Genomic DNA, 18,298 nt, shown 5'->3' with positions numbered 1-18,298 from the left:
GCGAAAACCAAACGATCATGTTCGGTCGGGAGACGGCATCTCGTACCTGAGGAGGAGGAAACAGCGTTCCTCTTCGTGCTCTGACACCGGCCCCAACCGCGTGCACGTGCATGACGACACAGGGCCGACGATCCAAGAGGCTGGTGCGGTAGCCGATTCCGACCTGGAGACCCGCCTCCTTCCGATCGGGCCGCGGCGCCTTCCGGCGGCGCTGATCCGCTCGCCCTACCTATCTCTGCGAGGCCGTGACATGGCAAGGCCGAGCCCCGCAGTGGCCTCTCACAGTCATCTCTTCCCCACGCGCATCCCGCACTTGAAAGGCACCCCCATGAAAAAGCAGATGTCGGTCTTCTCCCTTCTCCTGCTGTTCTTCGTGTTCACGGCCGGTATCGGTGTCTCCATCGCCGCTGGAGCGGTATTCGAGGGCACGGAGAAGAATCTGGTCAGCGCCGGCGGGATGGTCGTGGCGCTCGTGGCGAGCACCGTTCTCATGAAGCAGCAGCGGATGAGGGACTTCGTCGCGTCCAGGCCGGTGCTGTGGTTCCTGTTCCTGTTCAACGCGGCTGTGGCCACGACCTGTTCCGTCGCCCTCGACGGCGTGAAAGGCATAGCGGTCGCCACCGTGATGGGCCTCGTCTCGCTCGGAGCGGGCGTCGGCCTCCTCAAGAACCACAAGAAGAAGCCGACCCACGCCTGAACGCTCCCGACCGAGCCCGGATCGCCAATCTCACGGCGGTCCGGTGCAGCAGTTCACCGACTGGCTACCGGCTCATCGAGGCAATCCCACAGCTCACACCACGCAGGCTCCATCAAGGCGTCGGCGGGCTGGAGCGGCGTACCACGAGCTCGGGCTGGAGCACCACGCGGCGGTGTTCGTGGGCCAAGAGGGCGTCCTGTGACTCGGTCTCCTCCAGGAGGCGTTCGGCGGCGAGGGCACCCATGGCCGCCGCGGGCTGCCGTGCGAAGGTGAGCGGGACGGCCGCTGCGGCGGCGAATTCGATGTCACCGTTGCCGAGGACGGCAAGGTCGTCGGTACGACCACTCCCACCGCGTACATGGCCTGCAGGACGCCTAGGACGAAGAGATCGTTGGCGCAGAAGATGGCGGTGGGGCGGTTGGCGAGGCCGAGCAGTCGAGCGCCGGCATCGCGGCCCGCGGCCACGTCCAGGCGCTCGGTCGGCAGCTCGCGCAGGCATCGGGATGCAGGCCCGCCTCGGCGAGCGCGCCCAGGGCACCGGTGCGGTGGTCGTAGGCCTGGTTGAGGCGCGGCGGTCCGCTGACGTACGCAACGGAGCGGTGCCCGGCATCGACGAGGTGGCGGACGGCGAGCGTGCCGCCCGCCACCTCGTCGACGGAGACCGAGCACCCGGTCGTCCCCTCGGCCATCCGGTCGACGACGAAAGGGATGCCGTGTCGGCGGAAAGTCTCGATGTTGCGGCCGGTTGCGTCGGCAGAGGTGAGCAGGACGCGCCGCACGCGCTGCTCAGCGAAGAGCGCGAGGTGCTCGGCTTCCTCCCCGCCGGCGCTCTGCGCGCTGTTGCAGACGGTTGATGACGTTGGACACCGAGCCGATGGAAACTCCTGCGGCGTGGGCGCCGTCCTTGATACCCACGACGGGGCCATCCGGCAGAGACCTCCGCCCTCATGTAGTGATCAGAAGTTGAACTGACCGATGTTCTTCGCCTCGAACACGGCGGGCCTTCCGAGGTCGATCACGCCGTCCTTGCCGATGGTGTACTCGGTGTCGCCGGCCTTGAAGGTCTCGCCCTCCTTGCCGGTGATCTGCCCGGAGACCAGCGCGACGGCGGTGCGGGCGGCGGGCGGCAGGGTGCCGTCGAGCAGCGAGCGAAGCCTACGCCCCTACGTACTGAGCCACTGCAAGTCCGAACGCAACGATCCCACCGGAACGACCAAGCCGGTGGCGCTGCGCAAGCCGGGTTCGCGGTCGTGGCGAACGAGGTCAAGGAGCTGGCCGGTGAGACCGCGAAGGCGACCGAAGAGACCGGTCGTCGGATCGAGGCCATCCAGGGTGACACCACGAACGCGGTGGAGGTGATCGGTCAGATTTCGGCGGTGATCGGTCGGATCAACGACATCACTGGCACCATCGCCTCGGCGGTGGAGGAGAAGACCGCAACCACCGACGAGATCGCCCGGTCGGTGACCGCGGCCGCGACGGGTGCCAACGGGATGGGCGCTGACGTCACCCAGTTCGCCGGTGCCACCGACCAAACGCAGCAGGGTGCCCTGGGCACCATCCCGGACCGGCTGATGAGCACATTCCGCTACTGACCCACCCCTGACCAACCGTCGACCCGCGTCGCATGTCATCCGGCCCGGCGCACAGTACGCTCCGGGCCCGATGTCCTCCCGGTGCCTGGGCCCACGGTCCGCTCATGCACGGCCGACCTCGCCGAAAAGTAGCACTGGCAGCCTTGACGTGCGCACTCGCCGTCATCGCACGGACGGCGCCGCCCCGCTTCTCCCTTCGGGATCCCGATTGTCCACAGAGTGAGACGTGAGTCACATCAGATTCCACAGGTCCGAAAAATGAAGTAGAACTTCAATTGCGGCGCAGGCAGTTCCCTGCACACCTGCGGGACGCCTCAGGACCAGGATCGCTCTCGCCGACAGGAGTCCGACCGGATGTCGCACGTCGACGGAAAGCCCGTCTTCGCCCGATGTGTCGGCATGGCCGGTGCACCGCGTTGCCACGGGATGCAACGGGTGGAGTCGGTTCCGTCTTGATCAATGACGATCAGTTGAAAGCGGAAGGAACAGACATGAAGGCTAGAGTCACGGCCGCGGGTTACCTCGGTTTCACGGCGCCCGACCTCGACGCGTGGCGGCGGTACGCCTCCGAAGTTCTGGGCGCACAGATCTCGCCCAGCTCGACGGACGAAATGCTGCGCGTTCGAATCGACGATCGTGATTGGCGATTCTCCGTGCACCCGGGCCAGGGCGGTCTGTCCTACATGGGATGGGAAGTCCCGAACGCTGCCGTCTTGGACGCCGTCGCCGACAATCTCGCAGCCTTGGGCTTCGAAGCCAAGGAAGACCCGGACCTGGCCAAGACTCGCGAAGTCCAGGGCCTGCTGCTCACAGAGGACCCTGTTGGAAACCAGGTGGAGATCTTCTACGGCGCCTTCATGCCCGGAAGCCGCTTCGTCTCCCCGCTCGGCGTTGACTTTGTGACGACCGCAGAGCTCGCAGGCGACATGGGCTTCGGACACTTCGACATCCTCATCAGCGATCGCTACGAGGAGATGGTGCACTTCTACATCGACGGCCTCGGCTGCAGGGTCAGCGACACGATGTCCGGGCCCGATGGGGAGGACGGCGGCGTCTTCCTGCACGTCAACCAGCGGCATCACTCGCTCGGGATCCTCAAGGCGCCGGGGATCGAGACGCAGATGGGCCACTTCATGGTCGAGGTCGCGGACCTCGACACGGTCGGCCAGGGCTACGACCGCAGCGTCGACCACGGCGCGAAGACCGTTCTGACCATCGGCAAGCACACCAACGACCACATGGTCTCGTTCTACATGGAGAGCCCGTCCGGCTTTGCCGTCGAGTACGGCACGGGCGGCCGCCTCATCACCAGCGACGAATGGCTCGTCTCGCACTACCACGAGGACAGCTACTGGGGCCACCGGACGCCGGGCAAGCAGCAGGTGTTCGCCTGAGTCTGGCCCCGTATGGGCTGTGCCCCATCGCAGCGCAGGCTTGAAAGCCCGCCAGACGTACCAGCCGACGCCCCGTCTGAGCGAGAGACGAGAAAGAGAAGGACAGCCGATGTCATTGGGAACGACCCAGAGCGGCGCGCTCACCTACAGCAACACCGAGAAGTACATCAAGGTCAACGGGATCGACATCCACTACCACGAGGCTTCGCCGGAGCTCAAGGAGGTGGTGATCTTCATCCACGGGGGTGGCATCGGCTCTTCGGGTTGGTTCAACTACTACCTGAACATCGAACCGTTCTCGAAGCACTTCCGAACGATCCTCATCGACATGCCCAACTACGGCAAGTCGAGCTCGCACCTCTTCGAGCAGGGTGAGGATGCGTCGCGCGCCTCTGCAGACCTGTTGGCGGAGTTCATGAGGCTCCTCGAGATCCCGCGGGCGTCTTTGATGGGAAACTCGAAGGGCGGCGTCGAGGCCATCTCGTTCGCGGTCTACCACCCTGACAAGCTCGACTACAACGTCCTCATGGGCGCGGTGGCTGGGCAGTCGATCTTCGAGTCCGGCCCGTCGCACGGTGCCGCGACGCTGTGGGAGGTGACTCAAAATCCATCTCGCGAGCTGATGGACAAGGCAGTCCGTCTCTTCTTCTTCGATCAGAGCAAGGTGACCGAAGAGCTTCTCGAAATGCGTTGGAAGGCGGTCGAGGACGCGGTCTCGGCAGGATTCCGCGACGCCTTCCTCGACAATGCCACTCGCACGCAGTTCGTCGATCAGACTCCCAACCTGCCGAACGTCGCCAGCCCTGTTCTGATCGTCTATGGAGCGTACGACCGCTTCGTTCCGTTCGACATTCAGGTATCGATGCTGCGCCGCTTTCCTCAGGCTGAACTGCACGTCTTCCGCAATTGCGGCCACTGGGTGCAGTACGAAGCCGCTGAAGACTTCAACCGGGTCGTCATCTCGTGGCTGCTGGGCCAGCACGAGCGCACGTCCGCCCAGGGATGAGGTGCCATCGCCACAAGGTCCGGTGGTGACCTGACCCCCTATGCCGGCCAGCACTCCAATGCGATCAGTCCTGTCTGGAGGCGCCGCTCGTCGCCGCGTGCTGGTCGGCCATCCCGGGGGGCTTCACCCGCCCTTGAGTCAAGCGACACACACGATCCGCACCCGAGAGGTATGCACCATGATGTGGCGGTCTGCCACGCGCCGGCTCAGAGACCGAGGCGCAGGTCGCCCTATGCGTCGTTGGGCAGTCTTCCTCACCGCGTCATTTGCGCTCTTCATGGCCGCGATCGAATCGAGCATCATCGCCACCGCCCTGCCGACCGTGAGCCAAGAGCTCGGCGCAGGGCTGAACTGGGGCAGTTGGGTCGTGACGATCTACTTCCTGGGCCAGACCGTTTCCCTGCCGGTCGCAGGGCGGATCACCGATCGCTTTGGCGCCAAGCCGGTGTTCCTGTGGGCTGCCGGCATCTTCACGCTTGCCTCGCTCGGTTGCGGGCTTGCGCCAAGCCTCGTCACACTGATCCTCTTCCGCGCGATTCAAGCAGTCGCCGGCGGCGCGTTCATGCCCTGCGTCGTTCGTGTGCTTGCGACAACATTCGAGGACGAGAGTGACCGCGCGATCGGGCTGACGACAACCGTCTGGACCGTCGGCGTCATGGTCGGCCCGCTCCTGGGGGGCGCCTTCCTTGAACTCGGCTTCTGGCGGGGGGTATTCCTCATCAACGTGCCGCTCGGACTAATCTTCTTGGTCTTCGGCTTCCGGCTGCCTCGTTCCGGGACGGTGGAGACCTCCCCGGTCGATGTCTTGGGCGCCGGATTGTTCGGCATGACCATGGTGGCGGCACTCCTCGCCATCAATGAGCTCGGCGCCACTGCGCCCTCGCCCGTTGTCCTTTGCACTCTGTGCGTCCTCGCCGTCGGAGGCTTGACGGTATTCCTTCGGCGAGCTGGGCGAATCCGCCACTCCATCATTCCGATGGCACTCCTCGGGCAGCGCCCGTACCGCACGATCAACATGACCGCGCTGGTCTATGGTATGGGCAGCGTCGGCTTTGCCACTCTGCTTCCCCTGCTCGCCGAATCGCGCTTTGACATGAGCGCCCTGGAGTCCGGCACACTACTCACTTCTCGTGCGGTCGTCATGCTGGTCACCTCATCGGTTACCTCCGCCATCCTTGATCGCACCGGCTTCAGAAGGCCGATGGCACTGGGTTTCACGCTCTTGGCGGCGAGCCTCATCATCAGCGGACTCATCCCCAAGAATGTCGATGCGACCCTGGCTCTGTCCATCGCGTCGGGACTCGCGGGACTCGGCATCGGCATCGCCGTACCGTCCTTCAGCAGCACCGGCCTGAGCGAGGCGGGGTCGAACATCTCAGCGCTCACGGGACTGAGAGGAATGTTCATGACCCTCGGTGCCACTTTCGGTGTCTCGGTAACGACCGTTCTCACCGCCCAGTCCTCCGACGAGGGATCTTCCCTCGCGCACGCCTTCGTGGCCGCAGGGCTTGTCACACTCGCCCTCTTGTGGATGGTGCGGCGCCTGCCGGAGCGCCCCACCCGCCGCCCGAGCGACTCAGACATCTCCCCAGCTCAGGCCGCAGCGTCGGCGGAGTAGCCTGTAACCCACGCAAGCACGGCATCGTCCAGTTCCCGGTGCGACACCATCAGCGGTGCGCCTGGCGCAGATGATGTCGCTGGTTCTTGACGGTTAGGGTGCGGTCTGCCGATACACCCGGATCGGTGCTGTTCGCCACGGCTCCGATGCCGAAGAACCGGCCGCGTACTCGGGTGCCGGCCCGCAGAGCACGCTGATGAAGCGACTAGTCTCCTCCGCCCGTATCCACCGGAAGTAGACGCCAGACCGCACGTACGAGGTGTCTCCCACGTTCAGCGTTTCCTCGCCCTCTCCCTGGATCTCCAGCACATATGAGCCTTCGACGACGATGTTGAGGTGGTCAACAGGAAGGGCGTAGAACTCGCCGGGAACGTCGGGGCCGTTATGGAACTCATATGCGGCGAATGTCGGGTTCGCCTCGGTCATGATGCGCCAGGCACCCTCCTGCGGACCTCCCTCACGGAGCTCATGCTCGGAGGCACGTGTGACGATCGCATTCGGGCACTTCGAGGACGGGGCCGCGCCGGCCTCCTTGGCCTCCGGATGCGGCTGCGATGCCCACGTGTTGTCCATGAGGTAGTGCGGCAAGGTGTCAAGCGCTTCAGCGATCCTGACGAGCGATCGCATACTCGGCTGAACTACGCCGCGCTCCATCTGGCTCACTGCCGACGCCGAGATCCCCACCGCCTCGGCCACGTCGACCAGGCGCAGCCCCAGCTCGCGACGACGCGCCCTGATGCGCTGCCCAACCAACCGTGCGCCCCCAACCGAACCGACGTCTGGGCGGGCACCCCCAGGGGTGCCGCGATCGCTACTGGCCATGGGCGACTGCGGGAGCTTGTTTGCCATCAGATCAGCCTATCCGCTCACCGGGCCCGGATGTCGGCGCTGGTGTCCTCGGTTAACACAGACGCAACGGTCATTTGATGACGACACAACCTGACCCGACCCTGTTGAAGTCAGACTTCAAGGCAACAGTGTGCGGCATGGATTCACTCCATGCCAGGCAAAGGAGAGGTGTGTCATGAACGGCAACCACGACACGGAGCTTCCGGCATGTGAGTACTTCCAGGCGTTGGGCAACGAAATGGCTCTGATCGAACGCGGCCAGGGCATGCCCACGTTCTTCCTGCACGGAGGGGGCCCGGGATGCAGCAGCTGGACAGACTTCGCCCTCACCGTGCCACACCTGGCAGACTCGCGGCGCATGCTCCTGGTCGATCTCCTCCAATACGGTCGCTCGTCAAAGGTGGTCACAGATCAGCCGCTGTTTCGGTGGCACGCCGACCACCTCATCGCACTGATGGATTCCAAGGGCATCGAGCGTGCCGATTTCGTCGGTGGCTCGCTCGGAGGATCGGTCGCACTCGCGCTCTCGCTGTCCTACCCGGATCGCGTCGGGCGTATCGTTCTCAGCGGCAGCACTCCGACGATGCAGGGCTGGACGCCTCCGGACGCCGAAGAGGCCCGCAGCGGCGAGTTGGCATTCAACAACTATTTCGCCGGCGAGGGCCCGACCAAGGACAAGCTCCGCCATCTGCTCGAACTTATGGAGTGGCGCGACGGCAGCAAGATCCCCGACTGGCTGCTGGACCTCCGTTTCCAGCAAAGTGCGGGCTCGGCGGAGCTGCGAGAGTTCGGGGCAATGATGTTGCGGACATGGAATCACGAGGACCTCTTCGCCGACCTTCGCCGCATCCAGGCGCCCACGCTGCTGCTGTTCGGTCGGCACGACCCCTTCGGAGCACCGAGCTACGCACAGTTCCTTGCAGATCATCTCGCCGATGGGCACGTCCACATCATGGGGGGCGCCAGCCACCATCTCGCCGAGGAGCATCCGGCCGCCTACGCCTCGGTCGTACGGTCCTTCCTCGACGCCGCCGAGCCCGGCATCGCGAGCGTCGCTGCGTAGCGGGCACCCGCCGGCCGAAGGCCACACATCACCTCGGCAAAAGTGTGGAAATCATCTGCCTCCGTGTCTGGCGTCGCACGCCACGCTCCATTAAAGTCTCACTTCAATTAGCGGCTGTTCGCCGCCCCAGAAGTCGGTGAGCAGCAAGAGAACGTTACCGACGCCTAAAGGACGTCGGACCGCGTAGCACCCCGTCTCATATCCGCCTGCCCGCGCGACGAGCGTAGGGCCGCGGCGATCCCGACAGACACGGCGTCTGGCGTCGGGCTGATCTGGCACGCCCGAACGCCTCGATTCGAGGCGTCTTTGGGCTGCCATTGGAAGGACAAGCATGGCTCTTACGGCCGATCCAGAAGTCAGCGAAGCAAGGGACGACGGCACGAGCGTCACAGCACCCGAAACTCTCCTCATCGCCCCCGCCGACCTTCGCCGGACGATCAGCACTTCGGAAGGTGTCGTGCACTGGACCGAGTTGGGGGAGGGCACCCCGCTGTTGTTTATCCAGCCGTGGGGGCCGCACCCGGGCGTCACCGCCTGGATGGCGTTCGCGGAGGTCGCGCAGGAGCTGTCCGACCGCTATCGCTGCATTCTGCTCGACCTTCCGAACTATGGGCTGAGCGGACCGGTCGAGTATCACGAGCCGGTCCACGACGTCGCTGTCCGCGCTGTCATCAGGCTCCTCGACGAGCTGGAGCTCGACCGTGTCGTGGTCGTCGGTGGGTCGATGGGCGGCACCACCGCTCTCGACCTCGCGCTGACCCACCCCGATCGCGTAAGTGCGCTCTTCGTCGGTTCCTGTCACGCCTCGACCGGGGGAGATCCCTACCTGCTGGCCCCCTTCCCACCTGAGGCGATCAGCTACTACCTGGCGTCAGTGGAAGACCCGGCGAGCGAGTTCCATCTGCGCCGCTTCCTCGGTTCTCTCGTTCACCAGCACGAGCTGCTGACGGAGGAGCTGGTGTCGCAGATGATCTCCTTCAGAGAGCGCTCGGCGGCTCACATCGAGGCGGAAGCCGCTTCGGCGACAGTGGCGCACAGCAACCTCGGGGATCTGCACCGCATCACCTGCCCGACCGTCATCTTCCATGGCCGCATCGACCGGATGGTGCCACTCGAGCAGGCGCTGATGCTCGCTGCGTACATCCGCCACGCGGACCTGGTGGTCTTCGGTGAGTGCGGCCACTGGCCGTCCTTCGAGCGCCCACACCAGTTCGCAATCCAGCTCTCCACCTTCCTCAAGGCCCTGAACCACTCCGGCCACCCGGACACGACCACGCAGGAGAACGCGGGATGACCGACAACGCAACAGTGACGTGGGAGCGCATCTGTTCCCTGAGCGACCTCTCCGAGACGGAGGGGCACCGCTATCCGTTGACACCTCCGGTCGCGGTGTTTCGTCAAGGTGACGAGGTCTTCATCACCGACGACATCTGCACGCATGCGACCTCGTCCCTGTCCGAGGGTTTCGTCGAGGACGGCGCCGTCGAATGCGTCTTGCACGCTGCGAAGTTCTGCGTGAGAACGGGAGCCGCCCTCACCGCACCGGCCACCGAGCCACTTGCCACCTACCCGGCCCGAGTCGACGACGACGGCACGGTCTGGGGCGACTTCTCCTCACGTAACGCCTAAGCCTCAACCACCCAGATCGTGGTGGCCATAGCCATGCATCCCCTCCCGTCCATCCCCTGCACCACGTCACAGTTTGGGGCAACAGATGTCCACTCCTATCGACGTCACCCAATCGAGCCCAGCGGGTCACTCCGAAAGCCACTCGCGGGCGATCGCAGTCATCGCGACACTGGCCGTGAGCTACGTCGGCATCTCGATGGCGTTCACGATGCCGTTGTCGATCTCGATCGTTCTGAAGCTGGAGAAGATCGCACCGGCCAGATCGGCCGCGGTGCTCTCCGACATGCTCGTGGTGGCCTCGCTGTGCGCGCTGATTCCCCTGGTGGTGATCGGAACCCTCAGTGACGCCACGACCAGCCGATTCGGAATGCGCAGGCCGTGGTTCCTGGCGTCACTCGTCGGCATCGCGGCGGGTTCAGCGGTCCTCGCCGCCGCCGGAAGCGTCGCCGCCGTCTGGATCGGCTTCATCCTTGTCGCCATGTCTGCCGGCACGGGCATCGGTGCTCTTTACGCCATGGTGGCGGACCAGGTGCCGGAGGCCCTTCAAAGCGTCGCGGCCGGCGCGCTCGGTGCCGCGACTGTCGCCGGCGCGATCCTCGGCCTCTTTCTGGCGCGGTCGGGACCGACCAGCTCCTTCTTTCTGTTCGTACTGCCGGCACTGTTCGCGGTCGTTCCCGGGTCGGTCCTGCTCGTCGTCGTCAAGGACAGAGTGCAGACCGAGCAGGTGAAGATCACCTTCCGTACTCTGCTCAGCTGCTTCTACATCGACCGCAAGCGGATGCCGAGCCTTCCCTGGCTCCTCGCGAGCACGGTCCTGGTCTTCTCGCTCTTGGCGGTGGCCAATTCCTACACCTACTTTCTTGCGGCCCACTTCGTTGAGGATGCCCCCGCTTCACTGACGGACGTCACCTTCAAGGCCCTTGTCCTCTTCAACGGGATCGCGTTCGTCGTCAGCCTGGCTGTTCCGCGCCTTCTGGAGCGTGTGGGCCACCCGCGGCTGATGTACGGGGCCTCTGCCGTGCTCTTTGTCATCGGCGGCCTGTTCCTGCTGACGGCTTCGAGTCTGCCGCTGCTCTACGTCGGCTACGGCATCATGGGCATCGCCATGGGCTTGAGCATCACGCTCTACATGACGATGGCGATGAAGGTCATCGAGCCGTCCACGAACCCGGGCCGCGACATCAACCTCGCCTCCAGTAGCGCGACAGTCGCCTCGACGCTCGTCGCGATCATCGCCCCGCACATCGTCGACGCGGACGGCGGCGGCGTCCGCGGACTCGTCATCGTCGCCGCCGTCATGACCTTTGCCAGCCTCCTCTTCCTGCCCAAGGTCCGTCTGAGCTGAGTGGCATGGCGACACAGACCCACCCTCTATTGACCCAGGAGAACGAAATGACCTTGTTCAGCGAAGAGCAGAGGGAATCGGTCCAGACTGCCTTCCTCGACCCGCAGAGCCTCTGGAACGACCTGAATCACTTCTACATCCGGGAGGCGTGGCTCCTCGACGACCGTCGGTTCCGTGAGTGGTTCGCGCTCTTCACCGAGGACATGATGTATTTCATGCCGCGGCGCAAGAACGTGCCCGTGCGCGAGGCTCACCGGGAGATCCCGCCCATCGGCACCGATCTGCCCTACTACGAGGACGACCGCAAGCTGATGGAGGTACGCCTCCAGCGTCTGGAGTCCGGCATGGGCTGGGCCGAGGAGCCCCCGTCGCGCACCCGCCATCTGGTGGGCAACCTGGTCATCGAGACGGTTGGGGAGGACGAGGTCGTCGCCAAGACCGGCTTCATCTGCTACCGGTCCCAGCTCGAGGTCGACCAGTCGATCTACGCCGGCTCACGCACCGACGTCCTGCGTCGCGAGGACTCGGAGTGGCGCATCGCGCACCGCACGATCGTGCTCGACGCCAACGTCATCCTCGACAAGAACATCTCCATCTTCTTCTAGGCCCCCACGCCTTCTTGCAGGCTGCGGCCTGCCCCATCTTGCTTTCTCGAATCGGAGCAGCGCATGACCATCACCACCACGAGCACCAAGAAGTACAAGATCCTGGACCCGGAGACGGGAGCGCTCGATCCCCGGATCTATTCCGATGAGACCATCTACCGCGAGGAGATGGAGAAGGTCTTTGGGCGCTCCTGGCTCCTGATCGGCCACGAAAGCCTCGTACCGAACCCCGGCGACTTCTTCCACACCTACATGGGTGAGGAGCCGGTCATCCTGACCCGCGACCGCCAGGGCGGTCTCAACGCGATGCTCAACGTGTGCCGCCACCGCGGAGCGCGACTGACGCGCACCGACGACGGCAACTGCGCCAGCTTCATGTGTGTGTACCACGGCTGGACCTACGGGCTCGACGGCGCGCTGGAGTACGTGCCCGGCGAGGAGCAGGCCTACGACAACAAGCTCGACAAGACGAAGCTGGGCCTGCGCCGAGCACGCGTGGAGACCTATGCCGGACTGATCTTCGCGACCTGGGCCCCCGACGCACCGAGCCTTGAGGACTTCCTCGGGGATGCACGGTGGTACCTGGACACCGAGTACAAGCGCCGGCCGGCCGGCTTCATCGCGTACGGTCCGCAGAAGTGGATCCAGCCGGTGAACTGGAAGACCTCGGTCGACAACTGCTCTGACTGGTACCACGTACCGACCACCCACTCTTCCGCCTCGAACGCGCTCGCGCGGGTCATGGGCGCCACGCGATACACCCACGAGTGGAACTGGACGGTTCCGGCCAAGCACGCCTTCGTGAACGGGCACCAGATCGCCGTCTTCGAGACGACGGGGCACGAGGCGCCCGCCGAGGAGGTCGAACGGCTGGGTGAGTTCCGCGCCAACAACGTCGCGGCGTCGGCGTCGAGCATCTTCCCGAACACCGTGCTCGGCATGCGCCTTGCCATCCCGCGCGGTCCGCTCCAGACGGAGTTTTGGCACTTCGCTCTCGTTCCCGCGGACGCGACCGAGGAGGAGAAGCGCGTCCTCCGCATGGAGCACGCATCCCAGAACGGCGCGGCCGGCACCTTCGAGGCCGACGACATCGACAACTGGCGACAGGTTTCGAACTCCGGTGCGACTTTCATCGGCGCGCAACAGGAGCAGCTGCTGAACATGGGGCTCGGCAACGCCGGACCGCACGATGTCTACCCCGGCATGGTCACCGACCGGTTCGTATCCGAGCACAACCAGCGCGCGTTCTATCTGCGCTACCAGGAGTTCATGAACGCCGGCTCGTGGGCGGACATCTCGCTGGAACCGCAGACCGCCGTCTACGAGGGCACCACCGCCGAGATGTGAGAAGCGTGAGGAGGGACACCGGCGCATCGGGGCGTCCCTCCTCCGGCCGTTGTGATGGAGATCGAAGGACGGGCTTTTTCAGCATGCAGAGCGTAGGTTTGGGCGTTGGTGGCCCGCAGGTGTCACGCATCGCGCTGGGCACGGCAACGTTCGGGGTATCGCCTCTCGTGGAGCACGCCGCAGACTATGTACGTTTCGCGGTCGACCTGGGCGTCACCCACATCGACACCGCGAACTCCTATGGGAGTCAGCCGGACTACGACCGTCCTGGTCTCCCCTCGTGGCGCGAGCGCGACTCCGCTGAGGAGATCATCGGCAATGCGGTGCGCGGTCTGGGCGAGCGCATCACCGTGGCAACGAAGGTAGGAGAGCTCCTCGGAGACGCTCGCAGCTCACAGCCCTGGCAGGGCCGGTTGGACCCAGCGCACATCATGGAGCAGGCCCACAGCAGCCTGCGGCGCCTCAGCCGCGACCGTATCGACGTCTACTACGCGCATCTGCCAGACCCGACCACGCCGATCCTGGAGACGATCGCCGCGTTCGACTCGCTCATTCGATCCGGTGACGTCGGCTGTTGGGGCGTCGCGAACTACTCGGCGACCGAGCTCGAAGACTTGTCCGCTGCCGCCCTGACGGAGGGACTGCATCCGCCGGTCGTCACCCAGGTGCACTACAACGCAGCCAACCGCGATGTGGAGGCAGACCTCGTCCCCACTGTTCGAAGGCGGGGCATGGGCCTCGTCGCCTACAGCCCGCTGGCCATGGGTCTGCTCTCGGGCGAGGCGAGCGCAGCGCGCGCCTGGTCGGGTTCCGCGCGGTGGGGCGGGGAGCGATTCTCCCCGGCGGAAGTCGCTGTCGCGGGTCGCTTCGAAACGGCGGCACAGTCACTCGGCCTCAGCGCCGCCCAGGCCGCAATTGCCTGGCTGCTGCACCAACGCGACGTCTCCGCCGCCGCCGTCGGAGCCACGTCGCCCGCCCACTTGCAAGACGCGGTCGACGGAGCCGCCGCCACCCTTACCCCCGCCGGGCTCAAGACCCTCGAGCGTGCGCTCATCGGCGCGACGTCGGTCGCGCACCTCGACACCGTGCAGAACTGCAACCAGACCGATGAGACGGACTCACTGGAAAGGATCTGACCATGCCCCACCAGGCCTCACCCCAGGACACCGTGTACGTCGTGGCTCGACCTGGCATGCCGGTGGAGGTCTTCGCCATCGAGGAGGAAGCCACGGAGTTCGCGACCAGCTGCCACGGCGAGGTGGTCGCATCCCCCGTACGCACGCTGAGTTCCGGCGTCCGACTGCACGACCGTCAGGTCGTCGTCGAGAACGGCAAGGTCGTCAGCGAGCGGGAGTCCGTCGTATGGTGCTTCGACGACGACCAAGCGGACATCGCGCATGCTTTCATCGAGAGCGTCCCCGACCCCGGCCGGCAGCGGTGGTACCTGGCCGGCTGGGGCCAGGACGCCGAGCGGCTGCGCCGGGAGATGGAGCCATTCATCGGCGCCGCGATCAAGACGTCGACGCCGCAGCCTGACCTCGTAGCCCGTTACTGAGGGTTTCGGCCCAGAGTGACGGCGATCCCGCTGGTGAGTCAATCCCAGCGTCATGTGACATCCCGATGGGGGCGGTCTGACCGCGAAGCAGCGGGTTCGGCTGGAGCAAGTGCGGTTCGAGGCCACCGAGCTTTTCGCGCGAGGTGTGACGCCGCCGCAGATCGCGCGACGAATACGGGTCCCCCTGACGTCCACGTATGCCCGGCATGCTCGCTGGCGGGAGGGCGGCCTGCAGACCCTGCGGCTCAAGGGGGCGTCGGGGTGGCCGTCGCGGATGACGCCCCACTGGCGGGCCTGGCTGGCAGCCGAGCTGGACAAGGGGCCGGCCGCGCACGGTTGGGTGAAGGATCAACGCTGGACCCTGACCCGGGTGGCCACAGTGATCGCGCGGCGCTTCCAGGTCCACTTCAGCCCGGCACAGACCTGGCGCATCCTGCATCAGATGGGCTTCACGGTGCGGGTCCCCATGCGCGGGGCCGCCGAGCGCGACGAGGAGGTGACCACCTGGATGAGGGAGCCATGGCCGCGGGTGGAAAGACGGTGAGTGACCAGGACGCGTGGCTGTGGTTCGCGGATGAGTCGGGCCAGGTGCTCCGGTCGCCCAAGGCCCGGACCTGGTCCCGGCGCGGCCATACGCTCCGCATCACCGTCCGAGCTGGGGGCTCGGGACGTATCTCACTCGCCGACCTGGTATGCCACAGCCCGGGCCAACACATCCGCCTCATCCTCCGGATGCTGGTGCACCACGGCCGCAAGGGCGAGCGGAAGGGCCTTCGCGAGAAGGACTACTTCGCCGCGTTGCTGGATGCAGCTCACCAGCAGCTTGGCGGGCCGGTCGTGCTGGTGTGGGACAACTACCCCCATCACGTCGACGCCACGATGCGTGAATTGATCGAGGCCCGGAAGCGGCTGACCGACTTCCGGTTCCCTTCGTACACACCCGGCCTCAACCCGGCCGAAGGCGTGGGTACATCCGGAGAACAGCCTGGGCAACCTCGCTGCGTCCAGCCTCGACGAGCTGGCCGCACGGCCCGCACCCGCCTGAACCGGATGCGGTACCAGCACGGTCTGCACGACGGTTTCATAGCTGAGACCGGCCTCAGACCAGCCCCGTCGTGAGGTCACCCCGAACCGAAAACCTCAGTAGCGATCGGACCCGGTTGGGCTGACCTCCCAGACCGAATCAACCCCAGCCGAACGACGCCCCGCGTCTGCTTCAACCAGTAGGAGACACACCATGCTTCACGACCACCTCGTCATCGTCGGCGCCTCGCTCGCGGGAGTTCACGCCGCGGAAGGCGCTCGACGCGAAGGCTTCACGGGTCGCATCACGATGATCGGCGCGGAGGTCCACCCGCCGTACGACCGGCCGCCGCTCTCCAAGGAGCACCTGCATGGCGACGAGCCGAAGATCGTCCTGCTGCGCGAACTCAAGCACTTCAGCGACAGCCTCGACGTCGACCTTCGCCTCGGGGTCGAAGCCATCGCACTCGATGTTTCCAACAGGATTCTGACCACCACAGCCGGCGACATCTCCTACGGCTCACTGGTCATCGCCACCGGATCCGCACCGATCCAGCTCCAGACCGAGGGGCCGACGGATCGTGTGGTCACGGTCCGGACATGGGACGACGCGCAACGCATTGCTGCAGCGCTCCGCGACGCGCGACATGTCGTTGTCATCGGCGGTGGACTCATCGGCAGCGAGGTTGCCGCCGCAGCTCGACGCCGTGGAGCAGAGGCCACCCTCATCGTGCGCGAGACGGCTCCACTCGCTCGAGCCTTCGGCCAGACGATCGGCGAGAAGATGACGCGTCTGCACGAACGACATGGGGTCTCCGTACGCCTCACCACCACGGTCAAGGCCCTACGCGCAAGCGGCGACAGCGCACTCGTCGACCTGGCAGACGGATCGAAGCTGAGCGCCGATCTCGTCGTGCTCGGCATCGGATCACGTCCAGCCACAGCGTGGCTGCGAGACTCCGGGCTGCGAATGGGGACTGATGGCAGCATCGTGTGCGATGTGACGATGCAGGCCGCCTCGGGAGTCTTCGCAGCCGGTGACGTCGCCTCCTGGCCCAACCCCTCCCACGGTCTCCTGACGCGCGAGGAGAACTGGACGAACGCCATGAATCAGGGCGAGCGCGCTGGCCGCAACGCGGTCGCCGAGGAGCCGGTCCCGTACGTGGCGGTGCCCTACTTCTGGATGGACCTCTACGACCACCGGTTCCAGTTCTGCGGAGTGGCCGACGAGCTCCACGTCGAGATTCTCTCCCGCGACGAGGAGGGAGACCCCGATCTGGTCTTCTTCGGAGATGGGGCCGGCCAGCTCGTGGGCGTGATGGGGCGTGACCAGGGACGTCTCTTCAGCCGGGTGCGCCGCCTGGTCAACCAGGATGGATCTTACGCGGCGGCCACAGCGATCGTGGAGACTCTCCTGTCGAGCGCGGCGAAGGTGTGACCACCTCGAGAACGAGAACGCCGGCAACAGGCATTGGCTTGACTCTGTCGGGAATCTTGGCGTTTCGTGGTACGGCAGCGTGATCAGCGGGCACGCTCGGGCAGTTTCGATGACCGATACAGCTGTCGAGGTGCTCGTTGTCCCTCAGCCCCCGTTCCGGTGCGCAGGTCCCGCCTCTGACTGCCCAGGTCGCGCGGGCGAGCACCCCGGACGGAGCGACAGCGATATGGGTGCGCGACCGCCTCGATGGGCTGTGGCGCGACGAGGACTTCGCCGACTGGTACCCGCGAGACGGGCGTCCGGGCCTCTCGCCCGCCCAACTGGCCACCTGCTGGACGGGTTGGTCGACGAGGAGTGGGGGCGCCGCTACGGCCAGCCGGTCCGCCTGGGCGAGAACCCCACCAAGCCCAAGACGCAGGATCCTCGCCACCTGCAACGACGCCGTCCTGCTCCTGGAACACCTCTACTGAAACGGGAAAGGCCGGGTGTTCGGCCCCCGCGTCCAGGCGCTGCGGCGTCATGGTGCAGAACTACCACCATGACGCCGCAGGACGCCTGCTCTGGCGCACCGCTGAGGACGACGGTCCAGGGCTGCCGCCCTCGTCCCGGGTGTTCGTCTCGCCCTACGACACCACGGCCCGCTACGCACAGCACGGACACATCGTCAGCTGTAGAGGGCTCTCCACTCATCTGACCGAGACTTGTACTCCGGGCAGCCCCATCGTGATCACGGACGTGTGAGCTGACCCGAGTTTCGTAGCGGCCGGTTTTCGTGGTTTCAGGCGACGGTGAGGGCTGTCTGGGATCGGTAGTGCTGGGTCTCGGATTCCTCGGGTGGGAGGTAGCCGAGGGCGGAGTGCAGGCGCTCGGTGTTGTACCAGCCGACCCATGGGACGACGGCGTGTTCGACCTGGTCAGCGTGACGCCAGGGACCTTGGTGCTCGATCAGCTCGGCCTTGAAAGAGCCGTTGAGGGCCTCGGCCATCGCGTTGGCATTCACCGTCGAATGCGCTCGTTTCCCGCGATGACGACGGACGTGTGCGGCTGATCCATCCGTTCCATCCCCGGCGTGGTGAGGACTTCGAGTTCCTGGAGCGGCTCAACTCGTGGCGCGGGGACGTGGTTCTGGTCCTG

Annotated in this window: 18 protein-coding genes and 3 pseudogenes; 17 read left to right on the top strand and 4 right to left on the bottom strand. The window is 65.6% G+C overall.

What is annotated here, in order from left to right:
* Positions 1-328: 328 nt before the first annotated feature.
* Positions 329-697 carry a hypothetical protein gene (locus IEZ11_RS51500; protein WP_229713709.1) on the top strand — a complete coding sequence of 123 codons (369 nt, stop codon included), beginning with the start codon at positions 329-331 and terminating at the stop codon, positions 695-697.
* A gap of 112 nt (positions 698-809) precedes the next feature.
* Here the strand turns inward: IEZ11_RS51500 and IEZ11_RS43140 are convergent.
* A pseudogene (locus IEZ11_RS43140) lies at positions 810-1,545 on the bottom strand (substrate-binding domain-containing protein); the annotation flags it as partial.
* Between the two features lie 108 nt (positions 1,546-1,653).
* Positions 1,654-1,818: pseudogene (locus IEZ11_RS43135) on the bottom strand (rhamnose ABC transporter substrate-binding protein); the annotation flags it as partial.
* Between IEZ11_RS43135 and IEZ11_RS43130 the strand changes: the two are divergent.
* The 4 genes from IEZ11_RS43130 (at position 1,783) to IEZ11_RS43115 (ending at position 6,310) form a co-directional block, all read left to right on the top strand.
* Positions 1,783-2,292 (top strand): methyl-accepting chemotaxis protein, encoded by a 510-nt coding sequence (locus IEZ11_RS43130; RefSeq protein ID WP_189268608.1) that lies wholly within the window; start codon positions 1,783-1,785, stop codon positions 2,290-2,292. The pseudogene IEZ11_RS43135 and the gene IEZ11_RS43130 sit on opposite strands and share 36 nt — an antisense overlap.
* Before the next feature lie 452 nt (positions 2,293-2,744).
* Entirely contained in the window at positions 2,745-3,686 is a 942-nt protein-coding gene (locus IEZ11_RS43125; RefSeq protein WP_189268546.1) for a VOC family protein, read from the top strand.
* A gap of 109 nt (positions 3,687-3,795) precedes the next feature.
* The gene (locus IEZ11_RS43120; RefSeq protein WP_189268545.1) at positions 3,796-4,692 is read left to right on the top strand and encodes an alpha/beta fold hydrolase; all 897 of its coding nucleotides are present in this window, start codon (positions 3,796-3,798) and stop codon (positions 4,690-4,692) included.
* A gap of 40 nt (positions 4,693-4,732) precedes the next feature.
* Complete coding sequence (locus IEZ11_RS43115; RefSeq protein WP_308426590.1) at positions 4,733-6,310, top strand: MFS transporter; 1,578 nt, start codon at positions 4,733-4,735, stop codon at positions 6,308-6,310.
* A 93-nt stretch (positions 6,311-6,403) separates the two neighbouring features.
* On the opposite strand, the gene IEZ11_RS43110 is transcribed toward IEZ11_RS43115, so the two are convergent.
* Positions 6,404-7,159 (bottom strand): helix-turn-helix domain-containing protein, encoded by a 756-nt coding sequence (locus tag IEZ11_RS43110; RefSeq protein ID WP_189268543.1) that lies wholly within the window; start codon positions 7,157-7,159, stop codon positions 6,404-6,406.
* A 175-nt stretch (positions 7,160-7,334) separates the two neighbouring features.
* On the opposite strand from IEZ11_RS43110, the gene IEZ11_RS43105 reads away from it, so the two are divergent.
* The 11 genes and pseudogenes from IEZ11_RS43105 (at position 7,335) to IEZ11_RS43050 (ending at position 17,905) form a co-directional block, all read left to right on the top strand.
* Complete coding sequence (locus IEZ11_RS43105; RefSeq protein ID WP_189268542.1) at positions 7,335-8,222, top strand: alpha/beta fold hydrolase; 888 nt, start codon at positions 7,335-7,337, stop codon at positions 8,220-8,222.
* A 331-nt stretch (positions 8,223-8,553) separates the two neighbouring features.
* Positions 8,554-9,516 (top strand): alpha/beta fold hydrolase, encoded by a 963-nt coding sequence (locus IEZ11_RS43100; RefSeq protein WP_189268541.1) that lies wholly within the window; start codon positions 8,554-8,556, stop codon positions 9,514-9,516.
* Positions 9,513-9,851 (top strand): non-heme iron oxygenase ferredoxin subunit, encoded by a 339-nt coding sequence (locus tag IEZ11_RS43095; RefSeq protein ID WP_189268540.1) that lies wholly within the window; start codon positions 9,513-9,515, stop codon positions 9,849-9,851. Before IEZ11_RS43100 ends, IEZ11_RS43095 begins: the two co-directional genes overlap by 4 nt.
* 85 nt (positions 9,852-9,936) lie before the next feature.
* Positions 9,937-11,196 (top strand): MFS transporter, encoded by a 1,260-nt coding sequence (locus tag IEZ11_RS43090; RefSeq protein WP_189268539.1) that lies wholly within the window; start codon positions 9,937-9,939, stop codon positions 11,194-11,196.
* 47 nt (positions 11,197-11,243) lie between these two features.
* Positions 11,244-11,801 carry an aromatic-ring-hydroxylating dioxygenase subunit beta gene (locus tag IEZ11_RS43085; RefSeq protein ID WP_189268538.1) on the top strand — a complete coding sequence of 186 codons (558 nt, stop codon included), beginning with the start codon at positions 11,244-11,246 and terminating at the stop codon, positions 11,799-11,801.
* A gap of 63 nt (positions 11,802-11,864) precedes the next feature.
* Positions 11,865-13,148, top strand: a complete 1,284-nt coding sequence (locus tag IEZ11_RS43080; RefSeq protein ID WP_189268537.1) for an aromatic ring-hydroxylating oxygenase subunit alpha — start codon at positions 11,865-11,867, stop codon at positions 13,146-13,148.
* Positions 13,149-13,267: 119 nt separating this feature from the next.
* Complete coding sequence (locus tag IEZ11_RS43075) at positions 13,268-14,284, top strand: aldo/keto reductase (RefSeq protein ID WP_189268536.1); 1,017 nt, start codon at positions 13,268-13,270, stop codon at positions 14,282-14,284.
* A gap of 2 nt (positions 14,285-14,286) precedes the next feature.
* Entirely contained in the window at positions 14,287-14,703 is a 417-nt protein-coding gene (locus IEZ11_RS43070; RefSeq protein ID WP_189268535.1) for a hypothetical protein, read from the top strand.
* A gap of 76 nt (positions 14,704-14,779) precedes the next feature.
* Positions 14,780-15,822: pseudogene (locus IEZ11_RS52790) on the top strand (IS630 family transposase).
* 118 nt (positions 15,823-15,940) lie between these two features.
* The gene (locus IEZ11_RS43055; protein ID WP_189268533.1) at positions 15,941-17,164 is read left to right on the top strand and encodes an NAD(P)/FAD-dependent oxidoreductase; all 1,224 of its coding nucleotides are present in this window, start codon (positions 15,941-15,943) and stop codon (positions 17,162-17,164) included.
* 519 nt (positions 17,165-17,683) lie between these two features.
* A complete protein-coding gene (locus IEZ11_RS43050; protein ID WP_189268532.1) occupies positions 17,684-17,905 on the top strand; it encodes a hypothetical protein in 222 nt (73 codons plus the stop codon).
* A gap of 37 nt (positions 17,906-17,942) precedes the next feature.
* Here the strand turns inward: IEZ11_RS43050 and IEZ11_RS43045 are convergent, their stop codons facing one another.
* On the bottom strand, positions 17,943-18,164 hold the full coding sequence (locus IEZ11_RS43045; RefSeq protein ID WP_189268531.1) for an integrase core domain-containing protein: 222 nt from the start codon (positions 18,162-18,164) through the stop codon (positions 17,943-17,945).
* Positions 18,165-18,202: 38 nt separating this feature from the next.
* Between IEZ11_RS43045 and IEZ11_RS52645 the strand changes: the two genes are divergently transcribed.
* On the top strand, positions 18,203-18,298 hold a 96-nt coding region (locus tag IEZ11_RS52645; protein ID WP_189268530.1), incomplete at its 3' end, for a DUF5372 family protein.

This window comes from Streptomyces fuscichromogenes (genome assembly GCF_014645815.1).
GTDB lineage: Bacteria > Actinomycetota > Actinomycetes > Streptomycetales > Streptomycetaceae > Streptomyces > Streptomyces fuscichromogenes.
This window is presented reverse-complemented; position numbering and strand designations above follow the sequence as displayed.